The organism is Mycobacterium sp. E3339 (genome assembly GCF_001666915.1).
In the GTDB taxonomy this organism is placed as follows: Bacteria; Actinomycetota; Actinomycetes; order Mycobacteriales; family Mycobacteriaceae; genus Mycobacterium.
Genome location: NZ_LZIZ01000225.1, coordinates 1 through 26,015 on the forward strand (window position 1 = coordinate 1; position 26,015 = coordinate 26,015).

Sequence of the window (26,015 nt, forward strand, 5' to 3'; positions counted from 1 at the left end):
GGGTCTGCACATCTGGACGCGGGCCAAGATCAATCCCGTGGCGTGGCGGCTGCTCGCCTCCCCGCGCATCACCGGCCTGCTCGAGGGGTTTCCGCGACGCGCGCTGGAAACCCGCATGTGGACCGACGCCGATGTCTTCCTGCGGGCCGAGGGGCCATGAAATCGCCATGAAATCGCCTCGGGTGCTTTGGCTTTCGCCATGGACGCGGCCGGTGATGCGCGGGGAGGCGAGCAGCCGCCACGCCACGGGATTGATCTTGGCCCGCGTCCAGATGTGCAGACCCATGCCACCGAGCTGCCACCACCGCGTTTTGGAGGTGTGGAACTGCAGGCCGAATTGCCGTCCGATGAACTCACATGTCGATTTCTGATAAAAGGTGATGTGCTGGCCGGTGGCAAAGGCGTAATACATCCATTCCTCGGGCGGCGGGGGCCCGCCGTCAAAGATCTCGGTCGTGAAGACGATGGTGTCGGTGCCGGTGGTCTCGAGCAGCTCGGCGACGAATCCGACCGGGTCGGTCAGGTGCTCCAGCACCTCGAAGGCGGTGACGACCGTGTAGGGCGGCCCGGGGCCCGCGTCCGCCTCGAAGCCCTGCGCGGTCAAGTTGGGGGAGTGCTTGTCGGTCCAGTAATAGTCGAAGCCGATGTCGCGCATCAGCCGGGTGAAAACACCGTAGCCCCCGGCCGCGTCGAGAAACCGGCCGTGGCGATCGAAGAAGAAGTAGAGCAGCACCGACATCGCCCGGGCCAGATACTGATTGCGCCACAACATGGTGGTGTCCGCCGCGGCGATGGGGCTGGCATAAGCCTCGTCGAGCCAATACGGCTCTTCGGTCTGCAATGCACCGCAGTTGTCGCAGAAGTAATATTTGCAGTCGTATGTGGCAAGGACCTGGCGGGTGAAGGCCAGAGTGGTGCCCGAACTGCAGATGCGGCAAAGCACGCCTATCCAACCCTCCCGAGCCGTCCCGCGCGGGACAATGCAGAACCTACGGCACGGTCAACGCCCTCGGCAAGCAAATCGGCGCCAAATTTTGCGGCGCGGACCGCCGTTGTGCAGCAGCGCTATTCACCGAACGCGCGGAATGCTTGCCCATTGCCGTGATAGCTTTAGCTTCCAATGGCCAGAAGCGCTACACCGCCACCGAAAGAAACGCTCCGGCAGAAGATCCGGCGCATTCTTGGCGGCGAAACGCGGGACCAGCTCAAGGATCTGATCCTTTTCGACCATTCCCAGTCGCTCAAGGCCAACCACCCCAACCCGCTCAACCGCGCCGGGAAGCGATGCTTCTCGGCGACCGACGAGGACGGGATAACGCTGGAAATCTTGCGCCGGATCGGCCTGCTCGACGACGGTGTGTTCGCCGAATTCGGTGTCGGCGACGGAACGCAGAACAACACGCTGATCCTTGCCGCCCTGGGCTGGAAGGGCTTCTGGGTCGGGGGACAGGAACTGGCCGTCGCCGTCGAGGACCACCCGCGGTTCAGCTACCAGCAGGCGTGGATCACCGCGGACAACATCCTTGCGCTGACCCGGACCGGTCTGGCCCGCATCGACGCCACCGGAGTCGACGTGATCTCCCTCGACCTGGACGGCAACGACATCTACCTCGTCGAGAAGCTGTTGGCCGACGGCCTGCGGCCCAAGCTGTTCATCGTCGAATACAACGGCAAGTTCCCGCCGCCGGTGAAGTTCCAGATCGACTACGACCCCGAACATGAGTGGCAATCCGATGACTACTTCGGGGCATCACTGAGCAGTTTCGCCGCGCTGTTCGACCGCTTCGGCTACCGCCTCGTGTGCTGCAACTCCCACTCGGGTTCCGACGCGTTCTTCGTCGACGCCGCCCTGTCCGAACACTTCGGGGACGTGCCGACCGACATCGAGCGGCTCTACGTGGAGCCCAGGTACTTCCTGTACGGCGGCTTCGGGCAGCACAAGACGTCCCCCCGCACGGTGGCGAAGATCCTGCGCCGGCGCCCGGCCTAGCGCCCTTGCGTCCCGCGAAAGTCAGTTATCGGTAGGCGTTTTCACAACACCGCGGTGATCGCGTCGAGGTAGGCGTCGGTCATCGCCTCCACGGTGTAGTGCTTGCGCATCCGCTCGAATCCGCGCCGCCCGACCGCCGGCAGCGCGTCCGGGTCCGCCAGGATCCGCGCCAGGGTCTCCCGCCATCCCGACACCGATACGGGCTCGACCAGAAATCCCGCGGCGCCGAAGTCGAGCATCTCCGGCACCGCGCAGATCGCCGATGCCGCAACGGGAACCGCCCGTGCCATCGCCTCGAGGATCACCAGTGGAAACGCCTCGGACCGGCTCGGAACGCATAGCAGGTCCGCATCGGCGAACGCGGGCCCGGGGCCGGCCGACCAGCCCCGCCACCGCACCCGATCGCGCAAGCCGGCGGGCGTGAGCGCCTCCAACCTCTCGCGGTCCGGGCCGTCGCCGAAAATCGATAGCCGCCAAGCCATGTCGGGCAGGCCGCCGAGCGCCTCGATCAACAGGTGCGGGTTCTTGTGCTCGACGATGCGCGAGAGCATGACCAAGTGCAACGGCTCGCCGGCGACCCTGGTCCGGGGCGCCGGGTCGCCGGCCAGGGCGACGCCGTTGGGCGCCACGAACCGGCGCCCCCGGAGCCGATGCTGAGCGACCAGCATGTCCCAATGCCGTTGCGCGAGAACGATGAACCCGTCGGCCCGGCGCATGGCGGCGGTCAGCGGTCGCGAATAGATGGGCCGGTCCTCCTCCGGGGGGACGTGCGGCGCGACCAACCAGCGCCGATCACGACCGGCCGCACGCCACAACGTGGCGAACCCCGCCTCGGTGTTGGTGTCGGCGGTGATGAGCACCGCCGGGCCCGCGGGCAGGTCGACGACGGGCGCCCACCATGGCTGGCGCACCACGCGCACGGTGTCCGGGATCTCGGAGATCATCGGGCCGAACCGTTGCACGCAGACGATGGTGACCGGGTAGCCGCGGCGATCTAATTCTGCTGCCAGCAAGGCCTTTTGCCGTTCGGCACCGCCGTAGACCAGGCGGTTGGTGGTGATCACGATCGCGGGCCGGCCGGTGCGGGCGGTCCGCCGCGAGCGGCCCCGCGGGCTGGTGGCCGCCAGGTACATGTCCGCGTGATGCACGCTGTGCTGGTGTTCGAGCAGCAGCGCGGTGTTGGCTCGCGCCAGGTCTTGCTCGCGGCGGCGCCGGGCGGCGCTGCTCCCGACGTCGTCGGGCCCCGCGCGGGCGACACCCAGTTCGTCGGCCAGCAGGATCCGCCAGCCCGCCGCGCGGGCCCGGGCCTGCCAGTCGGCGGCCGCCCCGAAGTCGGCGAATTCTTCGTCGAAGCCGCCGATGGCGTTCCACGCCGCACGGCTGATCGCCAGGCAGGTGGCGTCCAAATCCCCGTCGACACCTTGGGTTTCGGCCGGTTGGCGGGCGTAGCGGCCCGTGATCGGCGAACGGCGCCGCGCGCGCGAACGGCCCGCCGCCAGCTCGCGGACCAAGGTCCGCCGGCGGGTCGCGACGTCCCACGGCGCCCAGCCTGGCACGGTGTCGTCGCGCGCCATCGGCGAAACCGCTCCCACCCGCGGCCGGGCGAGCAGTTCCCGGGTGCGGGTCAACGGACCGAGCAGGCGGGCGCCGGCATCCAGCAACAGCAGGTCGGCATCGCCCGGGACGCGCGCCACCAGAGCGTTAAACGCCTCGGCGAAGCCGAGTTTCGGCGTTCCCGACACCCAGTGAACGTGGCGGGCCGGCGGCTCCGGACGGTCCGCGCGGTCGTAGACGTAGACCGCAAGCTCGGGTAGCTGTTCGGCGACGCCGGCCAGGCAGCTCTCGAGCGGGGCGCGGTCGTCGGCGACGATCAATACCGCGAGCGGACGCCCCGGCGGCAGTGCGGTTGCGTCGCCGGCCGGCGCCTGCAGATACTGCCGGTCCAATTCACGCTTCATGCCGCCAGCTGACTTCGGCGCAAGGAAGTCACGTCCGACCAGCGCAACGGGCCCACCGCCGCGCTGGTGACTAGGTAGACGACGGCGGCCAGCGCGAGAACGAGAATGACGTGATGCTCCCGCAGCAACAGGGCCACCGCGGCGCTCGCTCCCGTCGGTATCAGCACCCGCAGCAGGAACATCATCGGCGTACGGTAGCCGCAGTGCCGGCGCAGCCACCAGCTGCTGACGACCATGTTGAAGAACTCCGTGCACACCAGGGCGACGCCGGGGCCGACGGCGCCGAACCGGCCGGCGAGGGCGAGATTGAGCGCCACGTTGAGCACCAGGGTCGCGACCGTCAGCCACAACAGGATCCGCTGGTGATGGCTGGCGACCAAACCCTGGCCCAGGGTGCCGCTGACGAATCGCAGGGCGGCCGCGACGAACAACAGCGCCAGCGTCGGCGTCCCGCGCGCGATGAACGCCTTGTCACCGAACAACCCGATCAACGGCCCGGCCAGCAGCGCGCCGACCACCGCGACCGGGACCGCCACGAAGTACATCAGCTCGACGCTGCGGCGCAGGAAGCCGGCGAACGCGGCGACATCGCGGGCGAACAGCTCGGTGGCCGTCGACAGCGTCGACTTGAGGAAGACCAGGGATACCACGATGGTGTTGAACGCGATCGTGAAGGCCAAGCCGTACACGCCCACCTCGGAGTGGGTGCTCAGCAGGGACAGGATCACGCCGTCGGCGCGGCAGTACAGCAGTGCCACGACGAGAAAACCCATCAGCGGCAGGCTTTCCCGCAACAGGTCGGCGGCCTCCCGCGGCGCGAAGACCGGGCGCACCGAGATGTGTCGCATCGCCGCGGCGCCCTGGATGATCAGCTGCACGGCGGGTGGGATGAGTTGCGCGACGGCGAACCAGATGACGTCCGCGCGTTGGGCGACAAGGAAGGCGACCATGCCCAGCGCGCCGAGCCGGCCGACGACGTCGGAGATGGCCACCGCGGAGAACCGGACGGTGGCAAGGAAAACCGGCTCGAACCGCGTCGTCATGGTTTGCATCAGCAGCGCCCCCGACAGCACCACGAGCATCACGCGCACGTCGGTGTCGCGATAGATGAGCAACCCGGATCCGGCGGCCAGCAACGCGAGCGGAACGCAATAGATCAGGGCCATGCCGCTGTTCACGCGCACCAGGCGCTCGAGGTCGCCCCGCCCGGAGGTCACCCGCCGCACGATCACGGTGGCGATGCCCAGATCGGCCAGGCTGGTCCACATGGCGATGAAGAGGACGGCGATGGATAGCAGGCCGTAGCGTCCAGGGCCCAGGTAGCGCGCGGTCATCGCCACGGAGACCACCGAGGCCAGCATGCCCAGGGCGCGGCAGATCAGCTGGATCGAGAACGCGTGAGCCATCCGCGAGAGCGGAACCGACGGGACGACCGCGCCAGGCGTCGTCGGCTCAGTCATGACTCCCTAGTATGCGCCGTGACTGGTGAGAACGGCCTTAACCGTCTTGGCGACGATCATCAGGTCACCCGACATCGACCAGTTGTCGACGTACGACAGGTCCAGCCGCACCGACTCTTCCCACGACAGGTCGGACCGGCCGCTGACTTGCCACAAACCGCTGACGCCCGGCTTCACCAACAGCCGCCGCTTGACGTCGCCGTCGTAGTTTTCGACTTCCCGCCGCAACGGCGGGCGGGGTCCGACCACGCTCATGTCACCCTTGAGCACGTTGATGAACTGGGGCAGTTCGTCGATGCTGAACCTGCGCAGAATCCTGCCAACTGGGGTGACCCGCGGGTCCTGGCGCATCTTGAACAGCATCCCGCCGGCGCCCTCGTTGTGCGCCAGCAGCTGCTCGAGCTGGGTGTCGGCCCCGTCGGTCATGGTCCGGAACTTGAACATGGTGAAGGGCTTGCCGTCGATGCCGATTCGCTCGGCCGGGTAGAACACCGGGCCCTTGCTGGTGAGCTTGATGGCGATGGCGGCCGCGATGAGGATGGGCGCCGTGCCGATGAGGGCCGCCAGCGAGAACAGGAAGTCGAACACCTGCTTCTGGAAGCGTTGCGTCCCTTCGTATTGCGGCTTTTCGACGTGCAGCAGGGGCATTCCAGCGGTGGGGCGCAGGGTCAGCCGGGCTTCGGCGACGTCCATCACCCCGGGCGACACCACGACGTCGACGTCCATGGTCTCGAGCTGCCACATCAGCTCCCGGATCCCGTGCATCCCAAAGTGATCCGTCTGCGTGACCGCCACGGTGTCGGCGCCGCAGCGTTGGATCGCCGCCACCGCGTGGGTGACGTCACCGAGGATCGGCACCGCGCGGCCACCGAGGGTGATGGTGTTGCCGCGTGGGGGGCCGTACCCCGGGATGCACACGCCCACCACGACGTAGCCGTCCAGCGGGTTGCGGGCCAGTTCGTGGGCAAGGTGGGAGACGGCCTGCCGGTCCCCGATCGCCAGGACCGTGGTCTGGCAGTGGCCAAGCGTCCGCATGCGGGTGATGTGCTGGCGCCACAGGCTGCGGCTGCCGAGCAGGCCTATGGTGCCGATGGGAAGCGCGATCGCGAGGTATCCGCGGGCCAGGTCGACCTTGGCCAGCAGCGTCACCATCGCGATGATTCCGAAGGTCCAGAACGACGCGCTGCCGATCCGCCGGTACTCGTCGATGCCGGCGCCGATGACCCGCGGTGAGCGCGTCTGGAAGGCCGCCAGCGACGACAGCCACAGCGCCGCGAACAGGAGGGACAGCAACGTCATGCTCAGGTCCGAGTAACCCGACGTGTTGGCGATTTCACCGAATCGGACGTGCTGCGCGAGCAGCACCGACGCGCACACGATCACGGTGTCGGTGATGCGCAGCCGGTGCGAATACCGGTGCTGCCAGCGCCGAACGGGATTAGCACCGGGGGCGGGCGCCGAAGGGGCGGTGACCGGCAAAGCGGTGGTGCGGCGAGACAACGACGTCATGGCGGCCGGTTTCCGCTTCTGCGGCCCTGGTTCGACGTACATGACATCCACCAATTCCTGGGTCATCAACGGCTCAGACATGACGCTGCACTCTCGATCGACGGGTAATTGGTTGTTCGTGAGGGCCAACTGGCATCGCGTTCGGAGATCACCGTGACCGGCAACGGCCACACGATCCCGAATTCGGGTTCGCTCCAATGGAATCCCTGCTCGTCGAACGGCGCCGGCGGACCGCTGACCTGGTAGCTGACCTCGGTGTCGTCGACCAGGGTTTGGAAGCCGTGTGCCACGAAAGGCGGCAGGAACAGCGCCCGGTAGTTCTCGGCGCTCAACTCGACCATCGTGTGGTCGCCGTAGCTCTTCGACCCGGGGCGAATGTCCACCGCGACAGCGGCGATGGCGCCGCGGGTGCAGCGGATCAGCTGGGTCTGGGCGTGCGGCCCCTGGTGGTGCAGACCCCGCACCGTGCCGCGGGTGTAGTTGAAGTAGATGTGCGTGTGGGTGACGTCGAAAGTCAGCCCACGACTGGCGAATTCGTCGGCGCAGTAGGAACGGGAAGAGAAGCCGCGATGGTCGCGCTGCGGTTCGAGGTCAATGATCGTCACGCCGGCGACCTGGGTGGGCGTGTACTTCACTTACCGCTCCTTCGCATCACGGGCAGTTCTGGCCGGATCATCCGTATCCGGCGGACGGCGGGCGGGTCATCACGGTGGGGATGACGCCGTAACGGGGTCCGAGGTTCTTGCCCGACGCGGCGGCCAGGCGCGGCAGCGAGCCCATGATGCTGGGGGGCGTGTTGGCGCCGGCGAGGTTGATGGCCGGCAGCGCGGACGCGGCGCTCTGCGCCGTCGGGATCACGCTGGTCCAACTCGCCGGCACCGCAAGCGGTCCCAGCGACGCGGCGCTGCCCAGGCTGCCGGCGACACCCGACCCGAGCGAGCCCAGCGATCCGAGCGCGCCGACGCCGGTGCTCGCCGCGCTGGCCGCCCCCGACGCCGCGGTGCTCGCGGCCGCCATCGCCCCGTTCGCCAAGCCTTGCGCGGTCTGCGCCATGCCGAGGATGGAGGACATGCCGTACAACGGCGTGGCCGCGGCCATGAAGTAGGTGGGCACGGAGCTGGGCAGGCTGGACACCAGGCTGTCCATCAGCGACGACGTGGCGGAGCCGGTGCCGCCGGTGGCCGCGGTGGTTCCGCTGGTCAGCGCGCTGACCGGTGAGGAAAGCCCCTGCAGGGTGTTCGGCACCGTGGAGACCACGTTCGAGAGCGTGGTGTGGGTCGCCGCCAACGTTCCGGCCTGGGCGACCGCGCTGCCCTGGCTGGCCGCGCCGGCCGGGTTGGCGACGTCCGGCGGCGGGGTGAAGGGGGTCACCTCGCACGCGGCCGCCGAACCCGCGGCGTACTCGTACATCGCCGCGGCGTCCTGCGCCCACATCTCGCCGTACTCGGCCTCGGTCGCCGCGATCGCCGCGGCGTTCTGGCCGAAGAAGTTGGTGGCGATCAGGGTGGCGAGCTGGACCCGGTTGGCGGCGACGGCCGGCGGGGGAACCGTCATCGCGAACGCCGCCTCGTAGACCTCCACCGCGAGCCTGGCCTGACCGGCGGTTTCGGCGGCCCGCGCGGCCGCGCCGGCGGTCCATGCCATGTAGGGAGCGAAGGCGGACGCCATGGTCAGCGAGGAGGGACCCAACCAGCGGCCCGTCGTCAGGCCCGCGATCACCGTCCGGTAGCAGCTCGACGCCGAGTACAGCTCGGTGGCCAGGCTGTCCCAGGCCACCGAGGCGGCCACCAGCGAGAGCGGGCCCGGCCCGGCATACATCCGCGCGGAGTTGAACTCCGGGGGAAAAGCGCCGAAATCGATCACGTCAGACCCCGGCCCTACCGGACATGCCGTACCCCAACCCCTGGATTCCGCAACTATCCATACTTAAAGTATGGTTACTGGCATATGCGCCAGCGAAGAGTATTTGGCCTGCTACTGGGAAGGCACTAAGTCCCTTCCTGGGCCCCCTGCCTGCGGACTGCGCCAGCGCACGTGGCCTAGTGGTCACGACCGGCATGTGGTTCTCCCTTGCGTCCTACAGGTGGTCGGAAAGCGGGCGTCTTGGCTGCTCATTTGCCCGGATCCGGGGGTTTGAGAGATGGCCGTCCACAAACTGACTTTCTGATAATAGCATATAAAGCATACTAATAGTTTGTAAAGAGCGTGTGATCTAAACTACAAGTATTTACGGGAGCGTCAAGCCGCCGGGCCCGGCTGCTAACCTCAGACGTGGCCCACGTACTGCCCGGGGGTGGCCGGTCGGTGTTGATTCGAACCGCCTACGAACCGAGGTGTATGCCCTGCTCACCAACCTGATGGCGATTGACCAGGTCAGGGCCGCAAACCCCGACGAGGTCGCTCGCGTTATCCAATGCCGACGTGAGGGCCCCGGCAATCCCACCGGGTCCATGTTTCCGCGCGCGCGGCGTCGTGTATTCCGGGCGTACGAGAGCTGAGCTGGCAATACCGATGACGACCCATTCGACCGATGGACGCGCCGACGCGACGCGGCGGCAGATCCTGCGGGCCGCCTCGCATCAGTTCGCCCGCCGGCCGTACCACGACGTCGGGCTCGACGACATTCTCGCCGAGGCCCAGCTCACCAAGGGCGCGATGTATTTCCACTTCAAGTCCAAACACGCGTTGGCGGTGGAGCTCATCAACAAGCAGATCGCCGCGGCGACCGTCGCCGTGGGGGACCTGCTGACGAGGGGGCTTTCGGGCCTGGAAACCCTGATCGACTTCTCGTATCTGATCGCAGTTCAAGACATCAAGACGGATCTGGTCAGGGCCGGCCTGAACTTGATCGAGTCGGTCGGGCATTCCGAAGGCCTGCAGAAGACGCTGCTGAGCGGATGGGTGGAAGCCCTGTCGGAAGTCGTTCGGCAGGCCATCACCGAGGGGGACATCGCCGAACGCTGCGATCCCGACGACGTGGGACGCATGATGGTCTCCCTGCACATGGGGCTGCGGAAAACGAGCAATCTGGACGAACCGGAACGATTCCTGCTCGACCTGGAGAACTGCTGGATGCTGCTTCTGGTCGGGATCCTGCAACCGGACCGCACCGACTACTTCCGTCAATTCCTAAGGCGGCGTGCGGCCCTCGCCGTCAACTCCACTTCGACGGACGAAGACTCGGCGTAACATCCGCGCGGCGGTTGGTCAGACCGCCCGCTCGTCGCGGTTGCGGCTGCTAACCTTGGGCAACTTGCGGTCGTGGAATTAGACGACTCCGCGCATCCGACGCGAACTCCGGAGGTGCAGGAATAGTGCCGCGACAGGTCCGATCCGAAGCCACTCGGCGCAAGATTCTCGACGCCGCCATCGAGGTGTTCGGGGAAGTCGGGTATGCCGCCGCCGGGTGGGGCGCGATCATCGAGCGGACCGGAATGACCAAGGGCGCCCTCTATCACCACTTCGATTCCAAGGAATCTTTGGCGTCGGACATCTTGAAGGAGGGCTCCGACACCCTTCTGACCGCATTCGGGAACGTGTGCGGGTCGTCGTCGCCGGGGCTGGAAAACCTGCTGCACGGTGCCTTCACCATCGTCGAAGTGCTGAATAACGACAAAATGGTTCGCACGGCCGAGCAATTGGCCTCTGCCTTAAGCGGATTGAACGAGGCCGCCGCGAGCTTCTACGGGGACCTGGCGGTGAAGATCGCCGACGAGGCGAGGCGAGCGATCAGGGAGGGCGACCTGCGCAAGGACGTGGACCCCGAAGTGCTCTCCGAGTTTCTGGTGGGCGCCATGTTCGGAACGCGGTTGGTATTCAAGGCGATAGCACGCCGCGATCCGAAGCGGATCGCCGCCGGCGGGGTCGCCGAGCGACTGCGTCAAATATTGGAGCTTCTGCTGCCCGGCACCGTGACGGAAGCCTCGCTGCCTTACTTCCAGCAATTCCTGGGACGCGAAGTGATGCGCCACGCCCCGTTCATTTCCGCCCGCCCCGACGCCGCGACCGAACCCCTTATCGGGTAGGCCCGCGCGCCCAGGCGAAGTCGGGCCGGATGTGCCGCATCCTTTTTCGCCGCCGAAGGGGCAGTGATTTAAGTAAGTGGGGCTGCGGCGCTTTCGACAATGCATACTGTTCCGGTGATGTACCCGAGACGTCTGGGCAAAGTGGTTGCGCTGGCCGCTGTGGCCGGGTTTTTGGTGATGAGCGCCCCGGCGTCGTGGGCCGCGCCCGGCGACCCGGTTACGACGGCGGACTCGCCGACCCTGTCGCTGACCGACATCGGTTCGGCCCCCACCCTGGAGTTCTGGGGGCTGACGAGCAGCCAACAGCTGACCGTGCCTGTGCTGCACGGGCTCACGCCCGCGGCGCTGAACGCCACCGTCGAACTGCCGGTCAACCTGCGGTCCGGCCAGCTCACGGTGACCCAGGGCGAGCGCACCCTCGCCCGATTGACTCTGCCCACCGCCGATCAGACGCCGATCGTCATTCCGCTGGCCGGGGCGGAAGTCAACGACAAGTGGATGACCGTGACCTTGCGGTCCTACCTGGTGCCGTTGGATGGATTCTGCCTGTACCCGGAGAGCCCGCTGCGTCTGGCGAACGGGTCGATCACCTACACCGGGGTCGAACTGCCGCCGACCACGGTGGCGCATTTCCTGCCGCCCGTGCTGCGCAAGCTTTCCATCTTTCTGCCGCAATCGCCGTCGGCGAACGAGTCCGACACGGCGATCCAACTGGCCGCGTCCGTGGCCTCGCGCTATGGCAGGCAGACGCCCGAGATAATCGTGACCCCGCTGGCCGAGGGACAGGCGGCGCCCCCGACGCCCCCGCAATCGCTCGAGCGCCAGATCGTCGTCAAAGAGGGCCCCGACAACGGGCTTTCCCTGCAGGGCGCCGCCGGCGTGCCGTGGTTGCTGATGTCGGGACCCCTTGGGCAGTCCGACGAATCAAACACCGCCGTGCTGTTCAACGACGTGTCGCAGCTGGCCCTGTCCTCCAAGACGGCGGCGGAACAACTCAAGCCCAGCCTGCAGCAGCTGGGCGGCAGCGTCACGTTGCGCGAATTGGGCCAGCCGGTCGTCAACGCGACATCCCTGCAGCCGCGGGTGTCGATCGGACTGGACCAGACCCGGTTCGGCAGATCGATACACGACGTGCGCGTGCATCTGCAGGGCTCCTACACCCCGACGCCCGGCAACATCGGCGGACAGATCGCCGTGACGATCGGCCCGGAGACCATCGACCACTGGCCGACCGACGGCCACGGCACCATCGACCGCTGGGTCGACGTGCCGGACCGGCTGCTGCAGCGCTACACCAGCCTCGACATGGTTCTCGACGTCGCCGCAAACATCGGACACTGCGGCGACTTCTACACCGCGGGCGCCGGAAACCAGCTCCTCAATCTGAACATCAACGGCGACAGCATCATTGCGAGCAATCCGGCCGCACCGCCGGTGCCGGACGGCTTCCAGTCGATGCCGCAGTCGCTGATGCCCCGGGTGCAGGTGGGGATCGAGCCCCACTCGCTGATCGACACGGTGCGCGCGATCAACCTGGTGGTGGGACTGCAGCGGATAAGCTCCGTGCCGATCTACACCACGGTCACGACCGCGCAACAGGCGATCGACTCGTCTGACCCCGCCATCGTGATCGCCGCCGACGGGTGGAATCACTCCAACGTCGCCCTTCCGGTTTCCGCGGGGCCCAGCGGCCCGATCACCGTAAACGCCATCGAATCCGACGGCAAGCCCGCCAAGCTCACGCTGGATCCCGGTCTCCGGTTTGCTTCTCTCCAAACGGTTTTCAACAAGGGCCGGTCACTGCTGGTTGCCACCTCCAACGGGGCGCCGGGGCAGCTCGACGAGCTGCTGCGCTGGCTCAACGCCGATAACAAGCGCTGGCAGCGGCTCAAGGGCGTCGCGGTGGTGTCCGCACCGGGCGGGCAGGACCCGGTGAGCGTCGAACGGTCGCCCGCGGCCGCTCCGACCCCCGGGGCGCAGAGCCACTCGGACCTTGGCTGGCTATGGTGGTTCGGCGCGGGTTGGGTCGCTGTGGCGATCGTCGGAGCGGCGGTGATCGTGTGGCGCACCAGACGCGAATCATGGCGGCGCCGTTAGCGTTTGACGTCTGATGGCGCTCGTCAAGAACGTCGTGGCCGCTCTGCTGTGCGCCGCCGGGGTGCCGGCGCTGGCCCGGCGGCGACACCGCGACGCGCTCGCCATCGTGATGTTTCACGGGGTGGAGGACGAACCGCCGTCGCCGCCCTGCGGGCACGTGCTCGGTGCGGCGCGCTACCGCCGTCAGTTGGCTTATCTGCGTAGGCATTTCAACGTCCTCCCGCTGCAGGAGGCCCTCGATCGGCTTGCCGAGGGGACGCTGCCGCCCCGCGCGGTGGCGATCACCTTCGACGACGGCACCCGCAACCTGGCCACGCATGCCGTTCCGGTGCTGCGCGAGCTGCGGCTGCCTGCGGCGGTGTTCCTGGCCACCGGCCCGCTGGACGGCGGCGAAATCCTTTGGCCGGACCGGCTTTGGCTCGCGATCGCCCGCACCACCGCGCAAGAGGTCGACCTGGCCGCGTTGGGGCTGGGCGTTCGCTCGCTCGCCGGGGTGACCAACCGCGGCAAGGCCTACGCCGCCGCGGTTGCGGCGTGCAAGGACCTGGCCGACGCGGACCGGATCAGGGCGCTGGACGAGATTTTCGCCGCGCTTGGCCACCGCGACGACGGCGACGGTGGTCCGTTCCGGATGCTCTCGTGGGACGAAGCGCGCGGGCTGGCCGGCGACGGTCTGGTGACACTGCACCCGCATTCGGTGACCCACCCGATCCTCGCCCGCTGCGACGACGACAAGGTCGAACGGGAGATCGCGGATTCCTGCGCGGCACTCGAGCGCGAAACCGGCCAGCGCGTCACGGTTTTCGCCTACCCCAACGGGCGGCCGCGGGATTTCGACGCCCGCGCCAAGGACGCACTGCGCGCCCGCGGCATCCGGTGGGCGCTAGCCGCCACGGCGGGCTTCGCCGACCGTCGTTGCGACCCGCTGGCGTTGCCGCGCCTCGCGGTGTCCAGCGGTTCGTCTTTCGGCCATTTCCGGCTGACGGTTTCCGGCGGCCTACCGCGCCGCTCCGGCGGACGCCGGGGCTAGCGGTCGTCCTGCCACAACTGCTCGGTCAGATCCTGGAAAGCCGCGAGGACGAATTGATCGTCGGCCCGCATCGCCGCGGACTTGCTCATCAGGGCCCGCACCACCGAACCGTCCTTGTGCGCCAGCTCGACGACCATGTTCGCCAGGGAATGAACGACCGATAACAACGACTCCGACTCCGGCGCCTGATGGAAGATCTGGTGGAACCGGAGCGACAAGACCTCTTCCGGCTCGTAGCCCATCATCTCGGCGAACGCGGCGTTGGAAAACAGGATGGCGCCGTCGTTCTCGATGGCCAGCACGGGGATCGGAATCCGCTCGAGCACAACCAACGCCGGCAGCTGCTTCAAGGTCGTCATCGGCGAATCCTCGTGATGCCGATTGCGTCGTCGCTCCACCGGCCGATTATGGCGCATAACATAGGCTATACACGAGGTCTTGGCGCAGATGCGCTCGCAGGATGTCGCCGCGCGTTCGGTTTTCGGCGATTACCCGGACCCCGCACCGGCGTTCGGGAATCCCGCCGTCGACGCGGTGGCGCCGCAGAATCCGCTGATCAGAATGTCGAATCGGGCGGCGTGCTGATCCGGGCGTAACCGCCCGGCGCGCTCGAGGGTGACCAGACCGTACAGGGCGGCCCACACCACCTCGGTCAGCGTGTCGGGGTCCCGTGGGCCCGCGACCATCGCCACCGCCGCCCGTAATTCCGCGAAGGCCTCCGTCAGCTCGGCCGGAGTGTCCTCGGCGGCGAACGGCAGCGTCGTCGCGCGGGTGAACATCGCGTCGAAGAGGGCGGGGTTGTCCCGAGCGAACCCGATGAACGCCCGGGCCACCCGCGTCACCGCATCCCGCCCGTCGGTGGCGTCGCCGCGGGCGCCGCACAGCGCGTGCGCGAGCTCGCCGAATCCCTCCACGGCGACCGAGGCGGCGATGTCCTCCATGCCGGAGAAGTGTTTGTAGAGCACCGGTTGGCTGTATTCGATCTCGGCGGACAGCCGACGGGTGGTGACGGCGTCCCAGCCCTCTTTCTCGGCCAGCTTGCGCGCGGTGGTGGTGATCAGCGCGCGGCGGGCCGCCCGTTCGCGTGCCCTGCGGTCCTCGATGGCCATGCCGTGATACTAGCGCCGATATCAACGCTAGCGGTGCTATTGACACGCTGAATCCTAGGGGTTAGCGTTGCTAACACCTACGAGACGAGGAGTCGCATCATGGTTGCCACGTTGTTTGCGGTCGTTGCGGTGCTGGGGACCGGGGTGGTCTACGGCACCGACGTGTTCTGCGCGATGGTGCAGCGCCCCGCGCTGGCCCGCGTCGACGACCACGCCTTGCTCGCGGTGATGGGCAACGTGCATCGCTACGGTGACCGCCGGATGCGACTGCCCGGCCTGCTCGGCCTGGTCGCGGCGGCCATCAGCGCGGCGCTCGCTTCGGCGTTCGGCCGCTGGGCGCAAGCCGGCGCTGCCGGCGCCGCCGTCGCCCTGCTGCTGGTGTGGCTGCTGCTCTACCTGAAGGTGAGCGCGCCGATCAACCGGCAACTCATCGCCGGCGCCGACCGGCCCGAACTGCCCACCGATGCTCGGGCGCTGCAACGCGACTGGGACAAGGTGATCACGCTCAGGGCCACCCTGCAGGGCCTGGCCGTCACCGCGCTGTGCCTGTCAATGCTGGTTTGAACCGAAAGGGGTATCGAAAATGTCCGTAGCCAAGAAGGTCGGCCGCCTGGTGATGCGCGCGGCTCCGTTGTTGAACACGCCGGTCGCGGCGATTGCGTCCTCGCCGCGCTTGGGCGCACGGCTCCAGCGCAGCATCACGCTGGTCACCTACACGGGTCGGCGCTCGGGACGGACCTTCTCGATCCCGGTGGCCTACCGGCGCCGCGGCGACGATGTCGAGATCGTCGCGAACATGCCGGATACCAAGACGTGGTGGCGCAACTTCGTCGGCGAAGGCGCTCCGCTGTCGCTGACGCTGGATGGCACCGAACGCGCCGGCCATGCGATCGCTCACCGAGACGCCAAGGGGCGCGTCACTATTCGCGTCCGCCTCGCAACCGGCTAATCGACCTGGTAGCGCGGGAAGACGCCGGCCGGCGCGGGCAGCGCCGTGCCGGGCGCCAGCCGGGTGCCGATGGCGTCGAACCCGCGCTGCTCGGGCGGTTGGCCGAGCAGATCCAGCAGCTTGCTCGCCGAGTCGGGCATCACCGGCTGAATCAACAGCGCCGCAATGCGAACCGCCTCACACGTCGTATAAAGCACTGTGGCGAAACGCTTTTGGTCCGCCTCCGCGTCGCTCTTGCGCAACACCCACGGCTGCTGGGCCGAGAAGTACTTGTTCGCGTCGCCGAGCATCAGCCAGATCGCTTCCAACGCCAGGTGCATGGCCTGCCCGTCGAAGCTGACCCGGACCCGCTCCAACAACCCGTCGGCCGTCGCCAGCAGCTCGGCGTCCGCGGCACTCAGCTCACCGGGCTCGGGCACCACCCCGTCCAGGTTCTTGGCCACCATCGACAACGACCGCTGGGCCAGGTTGCCCAGCTCGTTGGCCAGGTCGGTGTTGATCCGGGTGATGATGGCCTCTTCGCTGTAGCTGCCGTCCTGGCCGAACGGCACCTCCCGCAACAGGAAATAGCGCAGCTGGTCCACGCCGAACGTATCCGCCAGCGCGACGGGGTCGACGACGTTGCCCACCGACTTGCTCATTTTCTCGCCCCGGTTGAGCAGGAACCCGTGCGCGAAAACCCTTCGCGGCAAATCGATCCCGGCTGACATCAGAAACGCCGGCCAGTAGACCGTGTGGAAGCGGATGATGTCCTTGCCGATCATGTGCAGATCCGCGGGCCAATAACGTTGGAACATCGCCGAATCGGTGTCCGGGTAGCCCACCCCGGTCAGGTAATTGGTCAGCGCGTCCACCCAGACGTACATGACGTGATCGGGATGCTCGGGCACTTTCACGCCCCAGTCGAACGACGTCCGCGAGATCGACAGATCCCGCAGACCGCCCGAGACGAAGCTGACCACCTCGTTGCGCCGCACGTCGGGCGCGATGAAGTCGGGGTTGGCCTCATAGTGGGCCAGCAGCTTGTCGGTATACGCCGACAGCCGGAAGAAATAGGTCTGCTCCTCGGTCCAGGTGACCGGCGTGCCGGTTTCGACGGCGACCCGGATGCCGTCGACCTCGGCGGTCTCGGATTCGACGAAGAACCGCTCGTCGCGCACCGAGTACCACCCGGCGTAGCTGTCCAGGTAGATGTCGCCGGCCGCTTCCATCCGCCGCCAGATCGCCTTGGACGCCTCGTGATGGTCGGCGTCGGTGGTGCGGATGAACCGGTCGAAGGAGATGTTCAGCTTCTCCTGGAGCCGCTGGAAGATGTCGGAATTGCGCCGCGCCAGATCCGCGGTCGGGATGCCTTCGGCCGCCGCCGTCTCCATCATCTTGAGGCCGTGCTCGTCGGTGCCGGTCAGGAAGCGCACGTCGAAGCCGTCGAGCCGCTTGAACCGGGCGATGGCGTCGGTCGCGACGTACTCATACGCGTGCCCGACGTGCGGATTGCCGTTGGGATACGTGATCGCGGTGGTGACGTAGAAGGGCCTCATCGAGAGTCCACCTTATTGTGTGCGCGTGAGCTCCAAACCGCGAGAACGCCGAGAACGCGCAGCCCCGCCCGCCCCGGAGCCGCTGGCGCCGCTGATCGACGCCCATACCCACCTGGACGCGTGCGGCGCGCGCGACGCCGAGGACGTGCGCGCGATCGCCGACCGGGCCGAGGCGGTCGGGGTGGGGGCGGTGGTCACCATCGCCGACGACCTGGATTCGGCGCGCTGGGTGACGCGGGCCGCCGAATGGGATCCGCGCGTCTACGCCGCGGTGGCCTTGCACCCCACCCGCGCCGACGCGCTGGACGACGACGCCCGCAGCGAGATCGAGCGCCTGGTGGCGCATCCCCGGGTGGTGGCGGTGGGGGAGACCGGCCTGGACCTCTACTGGCCCGGCCGGCTCGACGGCTGCGCGCGACCGGACACGCAGCGGGACGCCTTCGCCTGGCACATCGACCTGGCCAAGCGGTGCGGAAAACCCCTGATGATCCACAACCGCGAGGCCGACGCCGAGGTGCTCGACGTGCTGGCGGCCGAGGGCGCTCCCGACACCGTGATCTTCCATTGCTTCTCGTCGGACGCCACGATGGCCCGCCGCTGCGTGGACGCCGGGTGGTTGCTCAGCCTGTCGGGGACGGCCAGCTTCCGCAACGCCCGCGACCTGCGCGAAGCCGTTCCACTGATCCCGCTGGACCAGCTGTTGGTGGAAACCGATGCGCCGTTCCTGACGCCGCACCCCTACCGCGGGTCGCCCAACGAACCGTATTGCCTTCCTTATACTGTGCGAGCGATCGCGGAATTGGTGGGTCGTCCCGCCGAAGAGCTGGCGCGGGCCACCACGAGCAACGCCCGGCGGGTCTACGGAATGGCTCGGGCATAAGTCGCCCGACGGGACGATTGCGTTAACAAACCCTCGCCGGAGTTGCTCAACTTTGGCCGGTTCGTTACCGTCTTGTGATCGAAAGGGATGGGGCCTACGGGCCCTTATTTGTCGCTTGGTGCTGATTAGGTCGTTGGAGTGCTTGCTGTGTTCGGGATAGACGCGCGTTGACTGTATTAACAAAACTGCATCAGACCCCCTCCCCGATGCTGCGACTGATCGTCGGAGGCCTGCTGGTAGTTCTGGCGTGCGCCGGCGGATTCGCGGTCTCCGCGTGCAAGACGGTGACGCTGACCGTCGACGGGATCGCGATGCGGGTGACCACCATGAAGTCGCGGGTTATCGACATCGTGCAGGAGAACGGCTTCGCCGTCGACGAGCGTGACGACCTGTCCCCCGCGGGGGACGTCAAGGTGCACGACGCCGCCAACATCGTGTTGCGCCGCAGCCGTCCACTGCAGATCTCGCTGGACGGCCACGACACCAAGCAGGTGTGGACGACGGCGTCGACCGTCGACGAGGCGCTGGCCCAACTCGCCATGACCGACACCGCCCCGGCCGCGGCCTCCCGCGGCAGCCGGGTCCCGCTGGCCGGCATGGCGCTGCCCGTCGTCAGCGCCAAGACCGTCCGCATCACCGACGGCGGCGCGACCCGCACGGTCCACCTGCCGGCGCCCAACGTCGCCGGCCTGCTGAGCGCCGCCGGCGCGCCGCTCCTCGAGGGGGATCAGGCCACGCCCAGCGCGTCCTCGCCCATCGTCGACGGCATGGAGATCCAGGTCACCCGTAACCGGATCCAGCGGGTCACCGAGCGAATGCCGTTGCAGCCGAACGCCCGTCGCGTCGAGGACCCGGACATGAACATGAGCCGCCAGGTCGTCGAGGACCCGGGCAGCCCGGGCACCCAGGACGTCACGTTCGCGGTGGCCACCGTCAACGGCGTCGAGACCGGCCGGTTGCCGATCGCCAACACCGTGATCACCCCGGCCCGCGACGCCGTGGTGCGGGTGGGCACCAAGCCCGGCACCGACGTGCCGCCGGTGACCAACGGCTCCATTTGGGACGCGATCGCCGGCTGCGAGGCCGGCGGGAACTGGGCGATCAACACCGGCAACGGCTACTACGGCGGTGTGCAGTTCGACCAGGGCACCTGGGAGCGCAACGGCGGACTGCGGTTCGCCGCGCGCGCCGACCTGGCGACTCGGGAAGAGCAGATCGCCGTGGCCGAGGTGACGCGGGAGCGTCAGGGCTGGGGTGCGTGGCCGGTGTGCAGCGGAAGAGCTGGTGCGAGCTGACCGTCCGGCTGCTCGGTCGCACCGAGATCAGGCGGCTTGCCAAAGAACTTGACTTCCGGCCACGGAAATCGCTCGGCCAAAACTTCGTTCACGACGCCAACACGGTCCGGCGGATCGTCTCGACCTCCGGCGTGGGTCGGTCCGACCACGTGCTGGAGGTCGGTCCGGGTTTGGGTTCACTGACCCTGGCCCTGCTGGAGCGCGGCGCCACCGTCACCGCCGTCGAGATCGACCCGGTGCTTGCCGAGCGGCTGCCGCAAACCGTCGCCGAGCGCTCGCACAGCGAAAGCCAGCGACTCACCGTGGTCAACCGCGACGTGTTGACCCTGCGCGGCGACGAGCTGGCCGCGCAACCCAACGCGGTCGTGGCCAACCTGCCCTACAACGTCGCGGTGCCCGCGCTGCTGCATCTGCTCGCCGAATTCCCATCCATCAGGACCGTGACCGTCATGGTGCAGGCGGAGGTGGCCGAACGCCTTGCCGCCGAACCCGGCGGCAAGGACTACGGCGTGCCCAGCGTCAAGGTCCGCTTCTTCGGCACGGTCCGACGCTGCGGCATGGTGTCGCCGACCGTCTTCTGGCCGATTCCGCGCGTCTACTCCGGGCTCGTCCGCATCGACCGCTACGCCGCCGCGCCGTGGCCCACCGACGAGGCGTTCCGCCGACAGGTGTTTCAGCTGGTGGACATCGCGTTCGCGCAGCGACGCAAGACGGCGCGCAACGCGTTCATCGAGTGGGCCGGCTCGGGCAACGAGTCGGCGAACCGGCTGCTGGCCGCCAGCATCGACCCGGCCCGCCGCGGTGAAACGCTGTCCATCGACGACTTCGTGCGGCTGTTGCGGCGGTCGACCGGATCGGCCGGTACCACCCCGCCCGCGGCCCAACAGCAGCCGTCCCCGAGCTGAGGGCGGCGCCGCTGCGTGTGGTTGGCTTCTCGCAGCGATAGTCTGCTGCGGTGGTCGACATGACTGGCGGCAATACCGCCGCCCAGTGGGTGCCCACCGGGTCGGTCACGGTTCGAGTGCCCGGGAAGGTCAACCTGTATCTGGCGGTCGGCGACCGCCGCGAGGACGGCTATCACGAGCTGACGACCGTGTTTCAGGCGGTTTCGCTGCTCGACGAGGTGACGGTCCGCAACGCCGACGTGCTCTCGCTCGAGCTCGTCGGCGAGGGCGCGGACAAGCTGCCCACCGACGAACGCAACCTGGCCTGGCAGGCCGCCGAGCTGATGGCCGAACACGTCGGCCGGGCGCCCGACGTCTCGATCCTGATCGACAAGTCGATCCCGGTCGCCGGCGGGATGGCCGGTGGCAGCGCCGACGCGGCGGCCGTGCTGGTCGCCATGAACTCGCTGTGGGAGCTCAACGTGCCGCGCCGCGACCTGCGCATGCTCGCCGCGCGGTTGGGCAGCGACGTGCCGTTTGCGCTGCACGGCGGCACCGCGTTGGGCACCGGCCGCGGCGAGGAGCTGGCGACCGTGTTGTCCCGCAACACGTTCCACTGGGTGCTGGCGTTCGCCGACGGCGAGCTGCTCACGCGCAAGGTGTTCGCCGAGCTGGACCGGCTGCGGGAGGCGGGGGACCCGCCGCGGCTCGACGGCCCCGGCCCGGTGCTGGCGGCGCTGGCCGCCGGCGACTCCGAACAGCTGGCGGCCCTGCTGGGCAACGAGATGCAGGCGGCCGCGGTGAGCCTGAACCCGAAGCTGCGCCGGACCCTGCGCGCGGGCGTCGAGGCGGGCGCCCTGGCGGGCATCGTGTCCGGCTCGGGCCCGACGTGCGCCTTCTTGTGCCCCTCGGCGGGCTCGGCGGTGGACGTGGGCACCGAGGTCTCCGGCGCGGGCGTCTGCCGCACGGTGCGCGTCGCCAGCGGGCCGGTCGCCGGCGCGCGCGTGGTTCCCGCGCCCACCGAAGTGTGAAAATCGACCCAAAACGCGCATTCGTTTGGGCTGTTCCCTAAGAGGAGTTTAAGATAATGCGCGGTGACGGGTAGCTCTGAGCAAGAACTCTTATTGTCGTCGTCCGCCGGGCCCTCCGGCGGACGACTAGCGCTTGGGGGCTCATCGCCGATTCGAGACCTAACCGCCGCCCGACTGTGTTTGCGCGCCTGCTTCGAAGTGTTATCCAGTGGGCGGAATATGAGATCCCGGGCGTTGGGGCAAGCGCCGGAACCGAGGAGGTTTGTGTGAGCAGGTTTACCGAGAAGATGTACCACAATGCCCGCACCGCGAAGACGGGCATGGTCACCGGTGAACCCCACGAACCGGTCCGGCACACCTGGGGAGAGGTCCACGAGCGCGCTCGCCGCATCGCCGGCGGCCTGGCGGCCGCCGGCATCGGCCTCGGCGACGCCGTGGGGGTGCTGGCCGGCTTCCCGGTCGAGATCGCCCCGACCGCGCAGGGGCTGTGGATGCGCGGGGCCAGCCTCACGATGCTGCACCAGCCGACGCCGCGCACCGACCTGGCCGTGTGGGCCGAAGACACCATGAACGTCATCGGCATGATCGAGGCGCAAGCCGTCATCGTCTCCGAGCCCTTCCTGGTGGCCACCCCGGTGCTCGAGGAGAAGGGCATCAAGGTCCTCACCGTGGCCGACCTGCTGGCGTCGGAGCCGATCGACCCCGTCGACGTCGGCGAGGACGACCTGGCGCTGATGCAGCTGACGTCGGGGTCCACCGGTTCCCCGAAGGCCGTGCAGATCACCCACCGCAACATCTACTCCAACGCCGAGGCGATGTTCATCGGTGCCCAGTACGACGTCGACAAGGACGTCATGGTCAGCTGGCTGCCCTGCTTCCACGACATGGGCATGGTCGGGTTCCTGACCATTCCGATGTACTTCGGCGCCGAGCTCGTCAAGGTCACGCCGATGGACTTCCTGCGCGACACGCTGCTGTGGGCCAAGCTCATCGACAAGTACAAGGGCACCATGACCGCGGCGCCCAACTTCGCCTACGCGCTGCTCGCCAAGCGGTTGCGCCGCAACGCCAAGCCCGGTGATTTCGACCTGTCCACGCTGCGGTTCGCTCTGTCCGGCGCCGAGCCCGTCGAACCGGCCGACGTGGAGGACCTGCTGGACGCGGGTAAGCCGTTCGGGCTGAACCCGTCGGCCATCCTGCCGGCCTACGGCATGGCCGAGACCACCCTGGCCGTGTCGTTCTCGGAGTGCAACGCCGGTCTGGTCGTCGACGAGGTCGACGCCGACCTGCTGGCCGCCCTGCGCCGTGCGGTACCCGCCACCAAGGGCAACACCCGCAGGCTGGCCACCCTCGGTCCGCTGCTGCAAGACCTCGAGGCGCGGATCATCGACGAGAACGGCGACGTGATGCCCGCCCGCGGCGTCGGCGTCATCGAGCTGCGCGGCGAGTCCCTGACGCCCGGCTACCTGACCATGGGCGGCTTCATCCCGGCGCAGGACGAGAACGGCTGGTATGACACCGGTGACCTCGGCTACCTGACCGAGGAGGGCCACGTCGTGGTGTGCGGCCGCGTCAAGGATGTCATCATCATGGCGGGCCGCAACATCTACCCCACCGACATCGAGCGGGCCGCCTGCCGCGTCGACGGGGTGCGCCCCGGTTGCGCCGTTGCGGTGCGACTGGACGCCGGCCACTCCCGCGAGACGTTCGCCGTCGCCGTCGAGTCCAACGCGTGGCAGGACCCGGCCGAGGTGCGCCGCATCGAGCACCAGGTCGCCCGCGAGGTGGTGGCCGAGGTCGACATGCGGCCCCGCAACGTGGTGGTGCTCGGGCCGGGCACCATCCCGAAGACGCCGTCGGGAAAGCTGCGCCGGTCGCATTCGGCCACCCTGGTCACCTAGCACCTTTCAAGGCGGCTACCAGGCGTGGACGCGGTTCTGCGCCGGCTCCAGCCCGAGTTCGATGAGTAACTCCGTGGCGTCCGCGGCCTGCTCGCAGATGGTCGGCACCTCGGTGCGCTCGGCCGCGGAGAAGTTCTCCAGCACGAAGGCCGCCGGGTCTTTGCGTCCCGGCGGTCGGCCGATGCCGATGCGGACCCGCGCGAACTCCTTGGTGCCCAACGCGGCCGCCACCGAGCGCAGCCCGTTGTGGCCGCCCTCGCCGCCGCCGATCTTGAGCCGGATGCGGCCGAAGTCGAGGTCGAGGTCGTCGTGCACGACGACGATGTCGGCCGACGGCACGGAGTAGAACTTCGCCAACGGCCCGATCTGGCGGCCGGACTCGTTCATGTAGCAGCGCGGCTTGGCCACCAACACCGGGTGGCCGGCCAACCGGCCGCTGACCACCTCGGCGCCGGACCGCTTGTGCACCTTGAACTTCGAGCCCAGCCGGTCGGCGAGCAGGTCGGCGACCATGAACCCGAGGTTGTGCCGGGTGCGGGCGTAGTTGTCCCCGGGGTTGCCCAGGCCGACCACCAGCAACGGCTCGGCCACGTTGCGATCCGCCTACTCGGACTCGTCCGCGGACGCCTCGGCCTCGCCGGCTTCCTCTTCCGCGGGGGCTTCCTCGCCCTCGGCGGCCTCGCCCGCGCCCTCTTCCTCGAGGTCCTCGGCGGTCGGCGCCACCACGACGTTGACCACCAGCATCTCAGGGTCGGAGATCAGGTTGACCCCCCGCGGCAGGGTGATCTGTCCGGCGGTGAACTGGGTGCCCGGCTCGGCGCCCTCGACCGACACGGTGAGGTTTTCGGGAATCGACAGCGCCTCCGCCTCGATCTCGATGGTGTTGGTGTCCTGGGTGACCAGGGTGCCGGGCACGGCGTCGCCCTCGACGACGACGGTGACCTCCACGACCACCTTCTCCCCGCGGCGCACGACCAGCAGGTCGGCGTGCTGGATGGTGCGGCGGATCGGGTGGATGTCGAGCGCTTTGGTCAGCGCCAGCTGTTCCTTGCCCTCGATGTCGAGGGTCAGCACCGCGTTGGTGCCCGCGTGCCGCAGCACGGCCGCGAAGTCGTGGCCCGGCAGTTCGAGATGTTGCGGGTCGGCGCCGTGGCCGTAGAGGACGGCGGGAATCCTGCCCTCGCGGCGGGCCCGGCGGGACGCGCCCTTGCCGGTCTCGCTGCGCACCGTGGCGGTCAGTTGGTTGCCTGCGGACTTGGCCATCGTGTCGCTCCTGTGTGCTCAGTGCCTGAGTGTGGGGGCACGGCCAGGGTCGCGACAGTTCGTCGGTCTCCGTCGATAACGGTGCTGGCTGGCCAGCCACCCTCGCCGTGACGCCCGGTCAGGTTAGCGCATGTGCATCTCAGAGCGGAAATTTGGTGCCGGTGAGCTGCTCGGACAGCTCCCACAGCGCCGCGGCCATCTTCGGGTCCCGCGCCGCCCGGCTGCGCCCCACCGGCTGCGTGCGGCCCATCTGGCCGAACCGCGGGCCGACGAAGGTGTCGCCCGGAAGATCCTGCGACGCCGCGTACAGCGTGTGGCGGGCGCCGAAGTCGGCGTCGGTGGCCACCACCCGGGTGACCGCCGACATCATCGCGTCACCCAGCTTGCGGCCCGAGGCGCCCTGCAGGTTGGTGTGCGAGTAGCCGGGGTGGGCGGCCAGCGCGCGCAGCGGGGAACCGGCCGCGGCGAGGCGCCGCTGCAGCTCGCTGGTGAACAGCAGGTTGGCGAGCTTGGACTGGCTGTAGGCCAGCCACGGCGAGTACCGGCGCCGCTCCCAGTTCAGGTCGTCGAGGTTGATCCGCCCCGCCCAGTGCGCCATCGACGACACGGTGACCACCCGATCGGTGAGCTTGGGCAGCAGCAGGTTGGTGAGCGCGAAGTGTCCGAGGTGGTTGGTGCCGATCTGGCTCTCGAAGCCGTCGATGGTCTGCGCGTAGGGGGCCGCCATGATGCCCGCGTTGTTGATCAAGACGTCGACCTTGTCGACACCCTCGGCGAATTCGCGCACCGACGCCAGGTTCTGCAGGTCGAGCGAGCGCACCTCGACCGGGCCGGTCTGGGTGCCCCTGATCTGCAGCGCGGCCTTCTCGCCCTTGCGGATGTCGCGGACCGCCATGATCAGCGTGGCCCCGCGCCGCGCCAGCTCGCGGGCCGTCACGGCGCCCAGCCCGCTGTTGGCCCCGGTGACGATGACGGTGCGCCCGGCGAACGAGGGCAGGTCTGCGGCGGTCCAGTTCGTCATGGCTGACGAGCCTAGTGGGGCTCGTTCACGACGTCGAAGGCCACGGAGTCAGGCGGGTGTTGGGACCGACCGCGT

General features: G+C 68.3%; 24 protein-coding genes. 12 read left to right on the forward strand and 12 right to left on the reverse strand.

From position 1 onward, the window contains the following. Nucleotides 1–943: class I SAM-dependent methyltransferase (locus A5702_RS21445; protein ID WP_068223567.1), on the reverse strand; the 943-nt coding region annotated here is incomplete at its 3' end. Nucleotides 944–1,120: 177 nt separating this feature from the next. Between A5702_RS21445 and A5702_RS21450 the strand changes: the two genes are divergently transcribed. Then, nucleotides 1,121–1,990, forward strand: coding sequence for a hypothetical protein (locus A5702_RS21450; RefSeq protein ID WP_068223570.1), 870 nt, complete (start codon nucleotides 1,121–1,123; stop codon nucleotides 1,988–1,990). Between the two features lie 41 nt (nucleotides 1,991–2,031). Here the strand turns inward: A5702_RS21450 and A5702_RS21455 are convergent, their stop codons facing one another. The 5 genes from A5702_RS21455 to A5702_RS21475 all read right to left on the reverse strand — a co-directional run bounded on the left by A5702_RS21455 (nucleotide 2,032) and on the right by A5702_RS21475 (nucleotide 8,780). Next, on the reverse strand, nucleotides 2,032–3,948 hold the full coding sequence (locus A5702_RS21455) for a glycosyltransferase (protein WP_068223574.1): 1,917 nt from the start codon (nucleotides 3,946–3,948) through the stop codon (nucleotides 2,032–2,034). Next, entirely contained in the window at nucleotides 3,945–5,408 is a 1,464-nt protein-coding gene (locus A5702_RS21460; protein WP_068223577.1) for an oligosaccharide flippase family protein, read from the reverse strand. The genes A5702_RS21455 and A5702_RS21460 overlap by 4 nt, the downstream gene beginning before the upstream one ends. Nucleotides 5,409–5,414: 6 nt before the next feature. Next, nucleotides 5,415–6,917 carry a sugar transferase gene (locus A5702_RS21465; RefSeq protein WP_231633804.1) on the reverse strand — a complete coding sequence of 501 codons (1,503 nt, stop codon included), beginning with the start codon at nucleotides 6,915–6,917 and terminating at the stop codon, nucleotides 5,415–5,417. 65 nt (nucleotides 6,918–6,982) lie between these two features. Continuing rightward, nucleotides 6,983–7,552, reverse strand: coding sequence for a dTDP-4-dehydrorhamnose 3,5-epimerase family protein (locus A5702_RS21470; RefSeq protein WP_055402669.1), 570 nt, complete (start codon nucleotides 7,550–7,552; stop codon nucleotides 6,983–6,985). A 37-nt stretch (nucleotides 7,553–7,589) separates the two neighbouring features. Further along, entirely contained in the window at nucleotides 7,590–8,780 is a 1,191-nt protein-coding gene (locus A5702_RS21475; protein WP_068223580.1) for a PPE family protein, read from the reverse strand. Nucleotides 8,781–9,428: 648 nt separating this feature from the next. Between A5702_RS21475 and A5702_RS21480 the strand changes: the two genes are divergently transcribed. The 4 genes from A5702_RS21480 to A5702_RS21495 all read left to right on the forward strand — a co-directional run bounded on the left by A5702_RS21480 (nucleotide 9,429) and on the right by A5702_RS21495 (nucleotide 14,069). Next, the gene (locus tag A5702_RS21480; RefSeq protein ID WP_067822186.1) at nucleotides 9,429–10,106 is read left to right on the forward strand and encodes a TetR/AcrR family transcriptional regulator; all 678 of its coding nucleotides are present in this window, start codon (nucleotides 9,429–9,431) and stop codon (nucleotides 10,104–10,106) included. Nucleotides 10,107–10,231: 125 nt separating this feature from the next. Further along, complete coding sequence (locus A5702_RS21485; RefSeq protein ID WP_068223585.1) at nucleotides 10,232–10,942, forward strand: TetR/AcrR family transcriptional regulator; 711 nt, start codon at nucleotides 10,232–10,234, stop codon at nucleotides 10,940–10,942. 99 nt (nucleotides 10,943–11,041) lie between these two features. Next, entirely contained in the window at nucleotides 11,042–13,039 is a 1,998-nt protein-coding gene (locus A5702_RS21490; RefSeq protein WP_055405607.1) for a hypothetical protein, read from the forward strand. Between the two features lie 13 nt (nucleotides 13,040–13,052). Further along, entirely contained in the window at nucleotides 13,053–14,069 is a 1,017-nt protein-coding gene (locus A5702_RS21495; protein ID WP_068223588.1) for a polysaccharide deacetylase family protein, read from the forward strand. Here A5702_RS21495 and A5702_RS21500 read toward each other — a convergent pair. Then, nucleotides 14,066–14,428, reverse strand: a complete 363-nt coding sequence (locus A5702_RS21500; protein WP_055405609.1) for a PAS domain S-box protein — start codon at nucleotides 14,426–14,428, stop codon at nucleotides 14,066–14,068. The genes A5702_RS21495 and A5702_RS21500 overlap by 4 nt on opposite strands. 129 nt (nucleotides 14,429–14,557) lie before the next feature. Continuing rightward, nucleotides 14,558–15,178 carry a TetR/AcrR family transcriptional regulator gene (locus A5702_RS21505; protein WP_068223591.1) on the reverse strand — a complete coding sequence of 207 codons (621 nt, stop codon included), beginning with the start codon at nucleotides 15,176–15,178 and terminating at the stop codon, nucleotides 14,558–14,560. A 99-nt stretch (nucleotides 15,179–15,277) separates the two neighbouring features. Here A5702_RS21505 and A5702_RS21510 point away from each other — a divergent pair, with 99 nt between their 5' ends. Together A5702_RS21510 and A5702_RS21515 are read left to right on the forward strand one after the other, a co-directional pair. After that, complete coding sequence (locus A5702_RS21510; protein ID WP_068223592.1) at nucleotides 15,278–15,742, forward strand: DUF1772 domain-containing protein; 465 nt, start codon at nucleotides 15,278–15,280, stop codon at nucleotides 15,740–15,742. A 19-nt stretch (nucleotides 15,743–15,761) separates the two neighbouring features. Further along, on the forward strand, nucleotides 15,762–16,127 hold the full coding sequence (locus A5702_RS21515) for a nitroreductase/quinone reductase family protein (protein ID WP_068223595.1): 366 nt from the start codon (nucleotides 15,762–15,764) through the stop codon (nucleotides 16,125–16,127). Here A5702_RS21515 and metG read toward each other — a convergent pair. Further along, the gene (metG, locus tag A5702_RS21520) at nucleotides 16,124–17,665 is read right to left on the reverse strand and encodes a methionine--tRNA ligase (RefSeq protein WP_055403061.1); all 1,542 of its coding nucleotides are present in this window, start codon (nucleotides 17,663–17,665) and stop codon (nucleotides 16,124–16,126) included. The two genes, A5702_RS21515 and metG, sit on opposite strands and share 4 nt — an antisense overlap. A 19-nt stretch (nucleotides 17,666–17,684) precedes the next feature. On the opposite strand from metG, the gene A5702_RS21525 reads away from it, so the two are divergent. The 5 genes from A5702_RS21525 to A5702_RS21545 all read left to right on the forward strand — a co-directional run bounded on the left by A5702_RS21525 (nucleotide 17,685) and on the right by A5702_RS21545 (nucleotide 23,656). After that, nucleotides 17,685–18,545 (forward strand): TatD family hydrolase, encoded by an 861-nt coding sequence (locus tag A5702_RS21525; protein ID WP_068223598.1) that lies wholly within the window; start codon nucleotides 17,685–17,687, stop codon nucleotides 18,543–18,545. A gap of 167 nt (nucleotides 18,546–18,712) precedes the next feature. After that, nucleotides 18,713–19,840, forward strand: coding sequence for a resuscitation-promoting factor (locus A5702_RS21530; protein WP_197506654.1), 1,128 nt, complete (start codon nucleotides 18,713–18,715; stop codon nucleotides 19,838–19,840). Continuing rightward, nucleotides 19,804–20,745 carry a 16S rRNA (adenine(1518)-N(6)/adenine(1519)-N(6))-dimethyltransferase RsmA gene (gene rsmA, locus A5702_RS21535; protein WP_068223606.1) on the forward strand — a complete coding sequence of 314 codons (942 nt, stop codon included), beginning with the start codon at nucleotides 19,804–19,806 and terminating at the stop codon, nucleotides 20,743–20,745. Before A5702_RS21530 ends, rsmA begins: the two co-directional genes overlap by 37 nt. Nucleotides 20,746–20,804: 59 nt before the next feature. Beyond that, complete coding sequence (locus A5702_RS21540) at nucleotides 20,805–21,755, forward strand: 4-(cytidine 5'-diphospho)-2-C-methyl-D-erythritol kinase (RefSeq protein WP_068223625.1); 951 nt, start codon at nucleotides 20,805–20,807, stop codon at nucleotides 21,753–21,755. A gap of 266 nt (nucleotides 21,756–22,021) precedes the next feature. Then, nucleotides 22,022–23,656, forward strand: a complete 1,635-nt coding sequence (locus A5702_RS21545; RefSeq protein ID WP_055403069.1) for a fatty acyl-AMP ligase — start codon at nucleotides 22,022–22,024, stop codon at nucleotides 23,654–23,656. Between the two features lie 15 nt (nucleotides 23,657–23,671). Here the strand turns inward: A5702_RS21545 and pth are convergent, their stop codons facing one another. From pth to A5702_RS21560, 3 genes are all read right to left on the reverse strand, one after another. After that, entirely contained in the window at nucleotides 23,672–24,247 is a 576-nt protein-coding gene (gene pth, locus A5702_RS21550; protein ID WP_068223609.1) for an aminoacyl-tRNA hydrolase, read from the reverse strand. A gap of 12 nt (nucleotides 24,248–24,259) precedes the next feature. Continuing rightward, entirely contained in the window at nucleotides 24,260–24,919 is a 660-nt protein-coding gene (locus tag A5702_RS21555; protein ID WP_068223611.1) for a 50S ribosomal protein L25/general stress protein Ctc, read from the reverse strand. A 139-nt stretch (nucleotides 24,920–25,058) separates the two neighbouring features. Next, nucleotides 25,059–25,940 (reverse strand): oxidoreductase, encoded by an 882-nt coding sequence (locus A5702_RS21560; protein WP_068223614.1) that lies wholly within the window; start codon nucleotides 25,938–25,940, stop codon nucleotides 25,059–25,061. Between the last annotated feature and the right edge of the window lie 75 nt (nucleotides 25,941–26,015).

What these genes read in the sequence shown, in the direction of transcription:
- metG (WP_055403061.1), bottom strand. Translation starts at nt 17,665, where the DNA reads ATGAGGCCCTTCTACGTCACCACCGCGATCACGTATCCCAACGGCAAT.
- A5702_RS21480 (WP_067822186.1), top strand. Translation starts at nt 9,429, where the DNA reads ATGACGACCCATTCGACCGATGGACGCGCCGACGCGACGCGGCGGCAG.
- A5702_RS21455 (WP_068223574.1), bottom strand. Translation starts at nt 3,948, where the DNA reads ATGAAGCGTGAATTGGACCGGCAGTATCTGCAGGCGCCGGCCGGCGAC.
- A5702_RS21560 (WP_068223614.1), bottom strand. Translation starts at nt 25,940, where the DNA reads ATGACGAACTGGACCGCCGCAGACCTGCCCTCGTTCGCCGGGCGCACC.
- A5702_RS21540 (WP_068223625.1), top strand. Translation starts at nt 20,805, where the DNA reads ATGACTGGCGGCAATACCGCCGCCCAGTGGGTGCCCACCGGGTCGGTC.
- A5702_RS21515 (WP_068223595.1), top strand. Translation starts at nt 15,762, where the DNA reads ATGTCCGTAGCCAAGAAGGTCGGCCGCCTGGTGATGCGCGCGGCTCCG.
- A5702_RS21500 (WP_055405609.1), bottom strand. Translation starts at nt 14,428, where the DNA reads ATGACGACCTTGAAGCAGCTGCCGGCGTTGGTTGTGCTCGAGCGGATT.
- A5702_RS21555 (WP_068223611.1), bottom strand. Translation starts at nt 24,919, where the DNA reads ATGGCCAAGTCCGCAGGCAACCAACTGACCGCCACGGTGCGCAGCGAG.
- A5702_RS21465 (WP_231633804.1), bottom strand. Translation starts at nt 6,917, where the DNA reads ATGACGTCGTTGTCTCGCCGCACCACCGCTTTGCCGGTCACCGCCCCT.
- A5702_RS21510 (WP_068223592.1), top strand. Translation starts at nt 15,278, where the DNA reads ATGGTTGCCACGTTGTTTGCGGTCGTTGCGGTGCTGGGGACCGGGGTG.
- A5702_RS21490 (WP_055405607.1), top strand. Translation starts at nt 11,042, where the DNA reads ATGCATACTGTTCCGGTGATGTACCCGAGACGTCTGGGCAAAGTGGTT.
- A5702_RS21505 (WP_068223591.1), bottom strand. Translation starts at nt 15,178, where the DNA reads ATGGCCATCGAGGACCGCAGGGCACGCGAACGGGCGGCCCGCCGCGCG.
- A5702_RS21460 (WP_068223577.1), bottom strand. Translation starts at nt 5,408, where the DNA reads ATGACTGAGCCGACGACGCCTGGCGCGGTCGTCCCGTCGGTTCCGCTC.
- A5702_RS21495 (WP_068223588.1), top strand. Translation starts at nt 13,053, where the DNA reads ATGGCGCTCGTCAAGAACGTCGTGGCCGCTCTGCTGTGCGCCGCCGGG.
- A5702_RS21450 (WP_068223570.1), top strand. Translation starts at nt 1,121, where the DNA reads ATGGCCAGAAGCGCTACACCGCCACCGAAAGAAACGCTCCGGCAGAAG.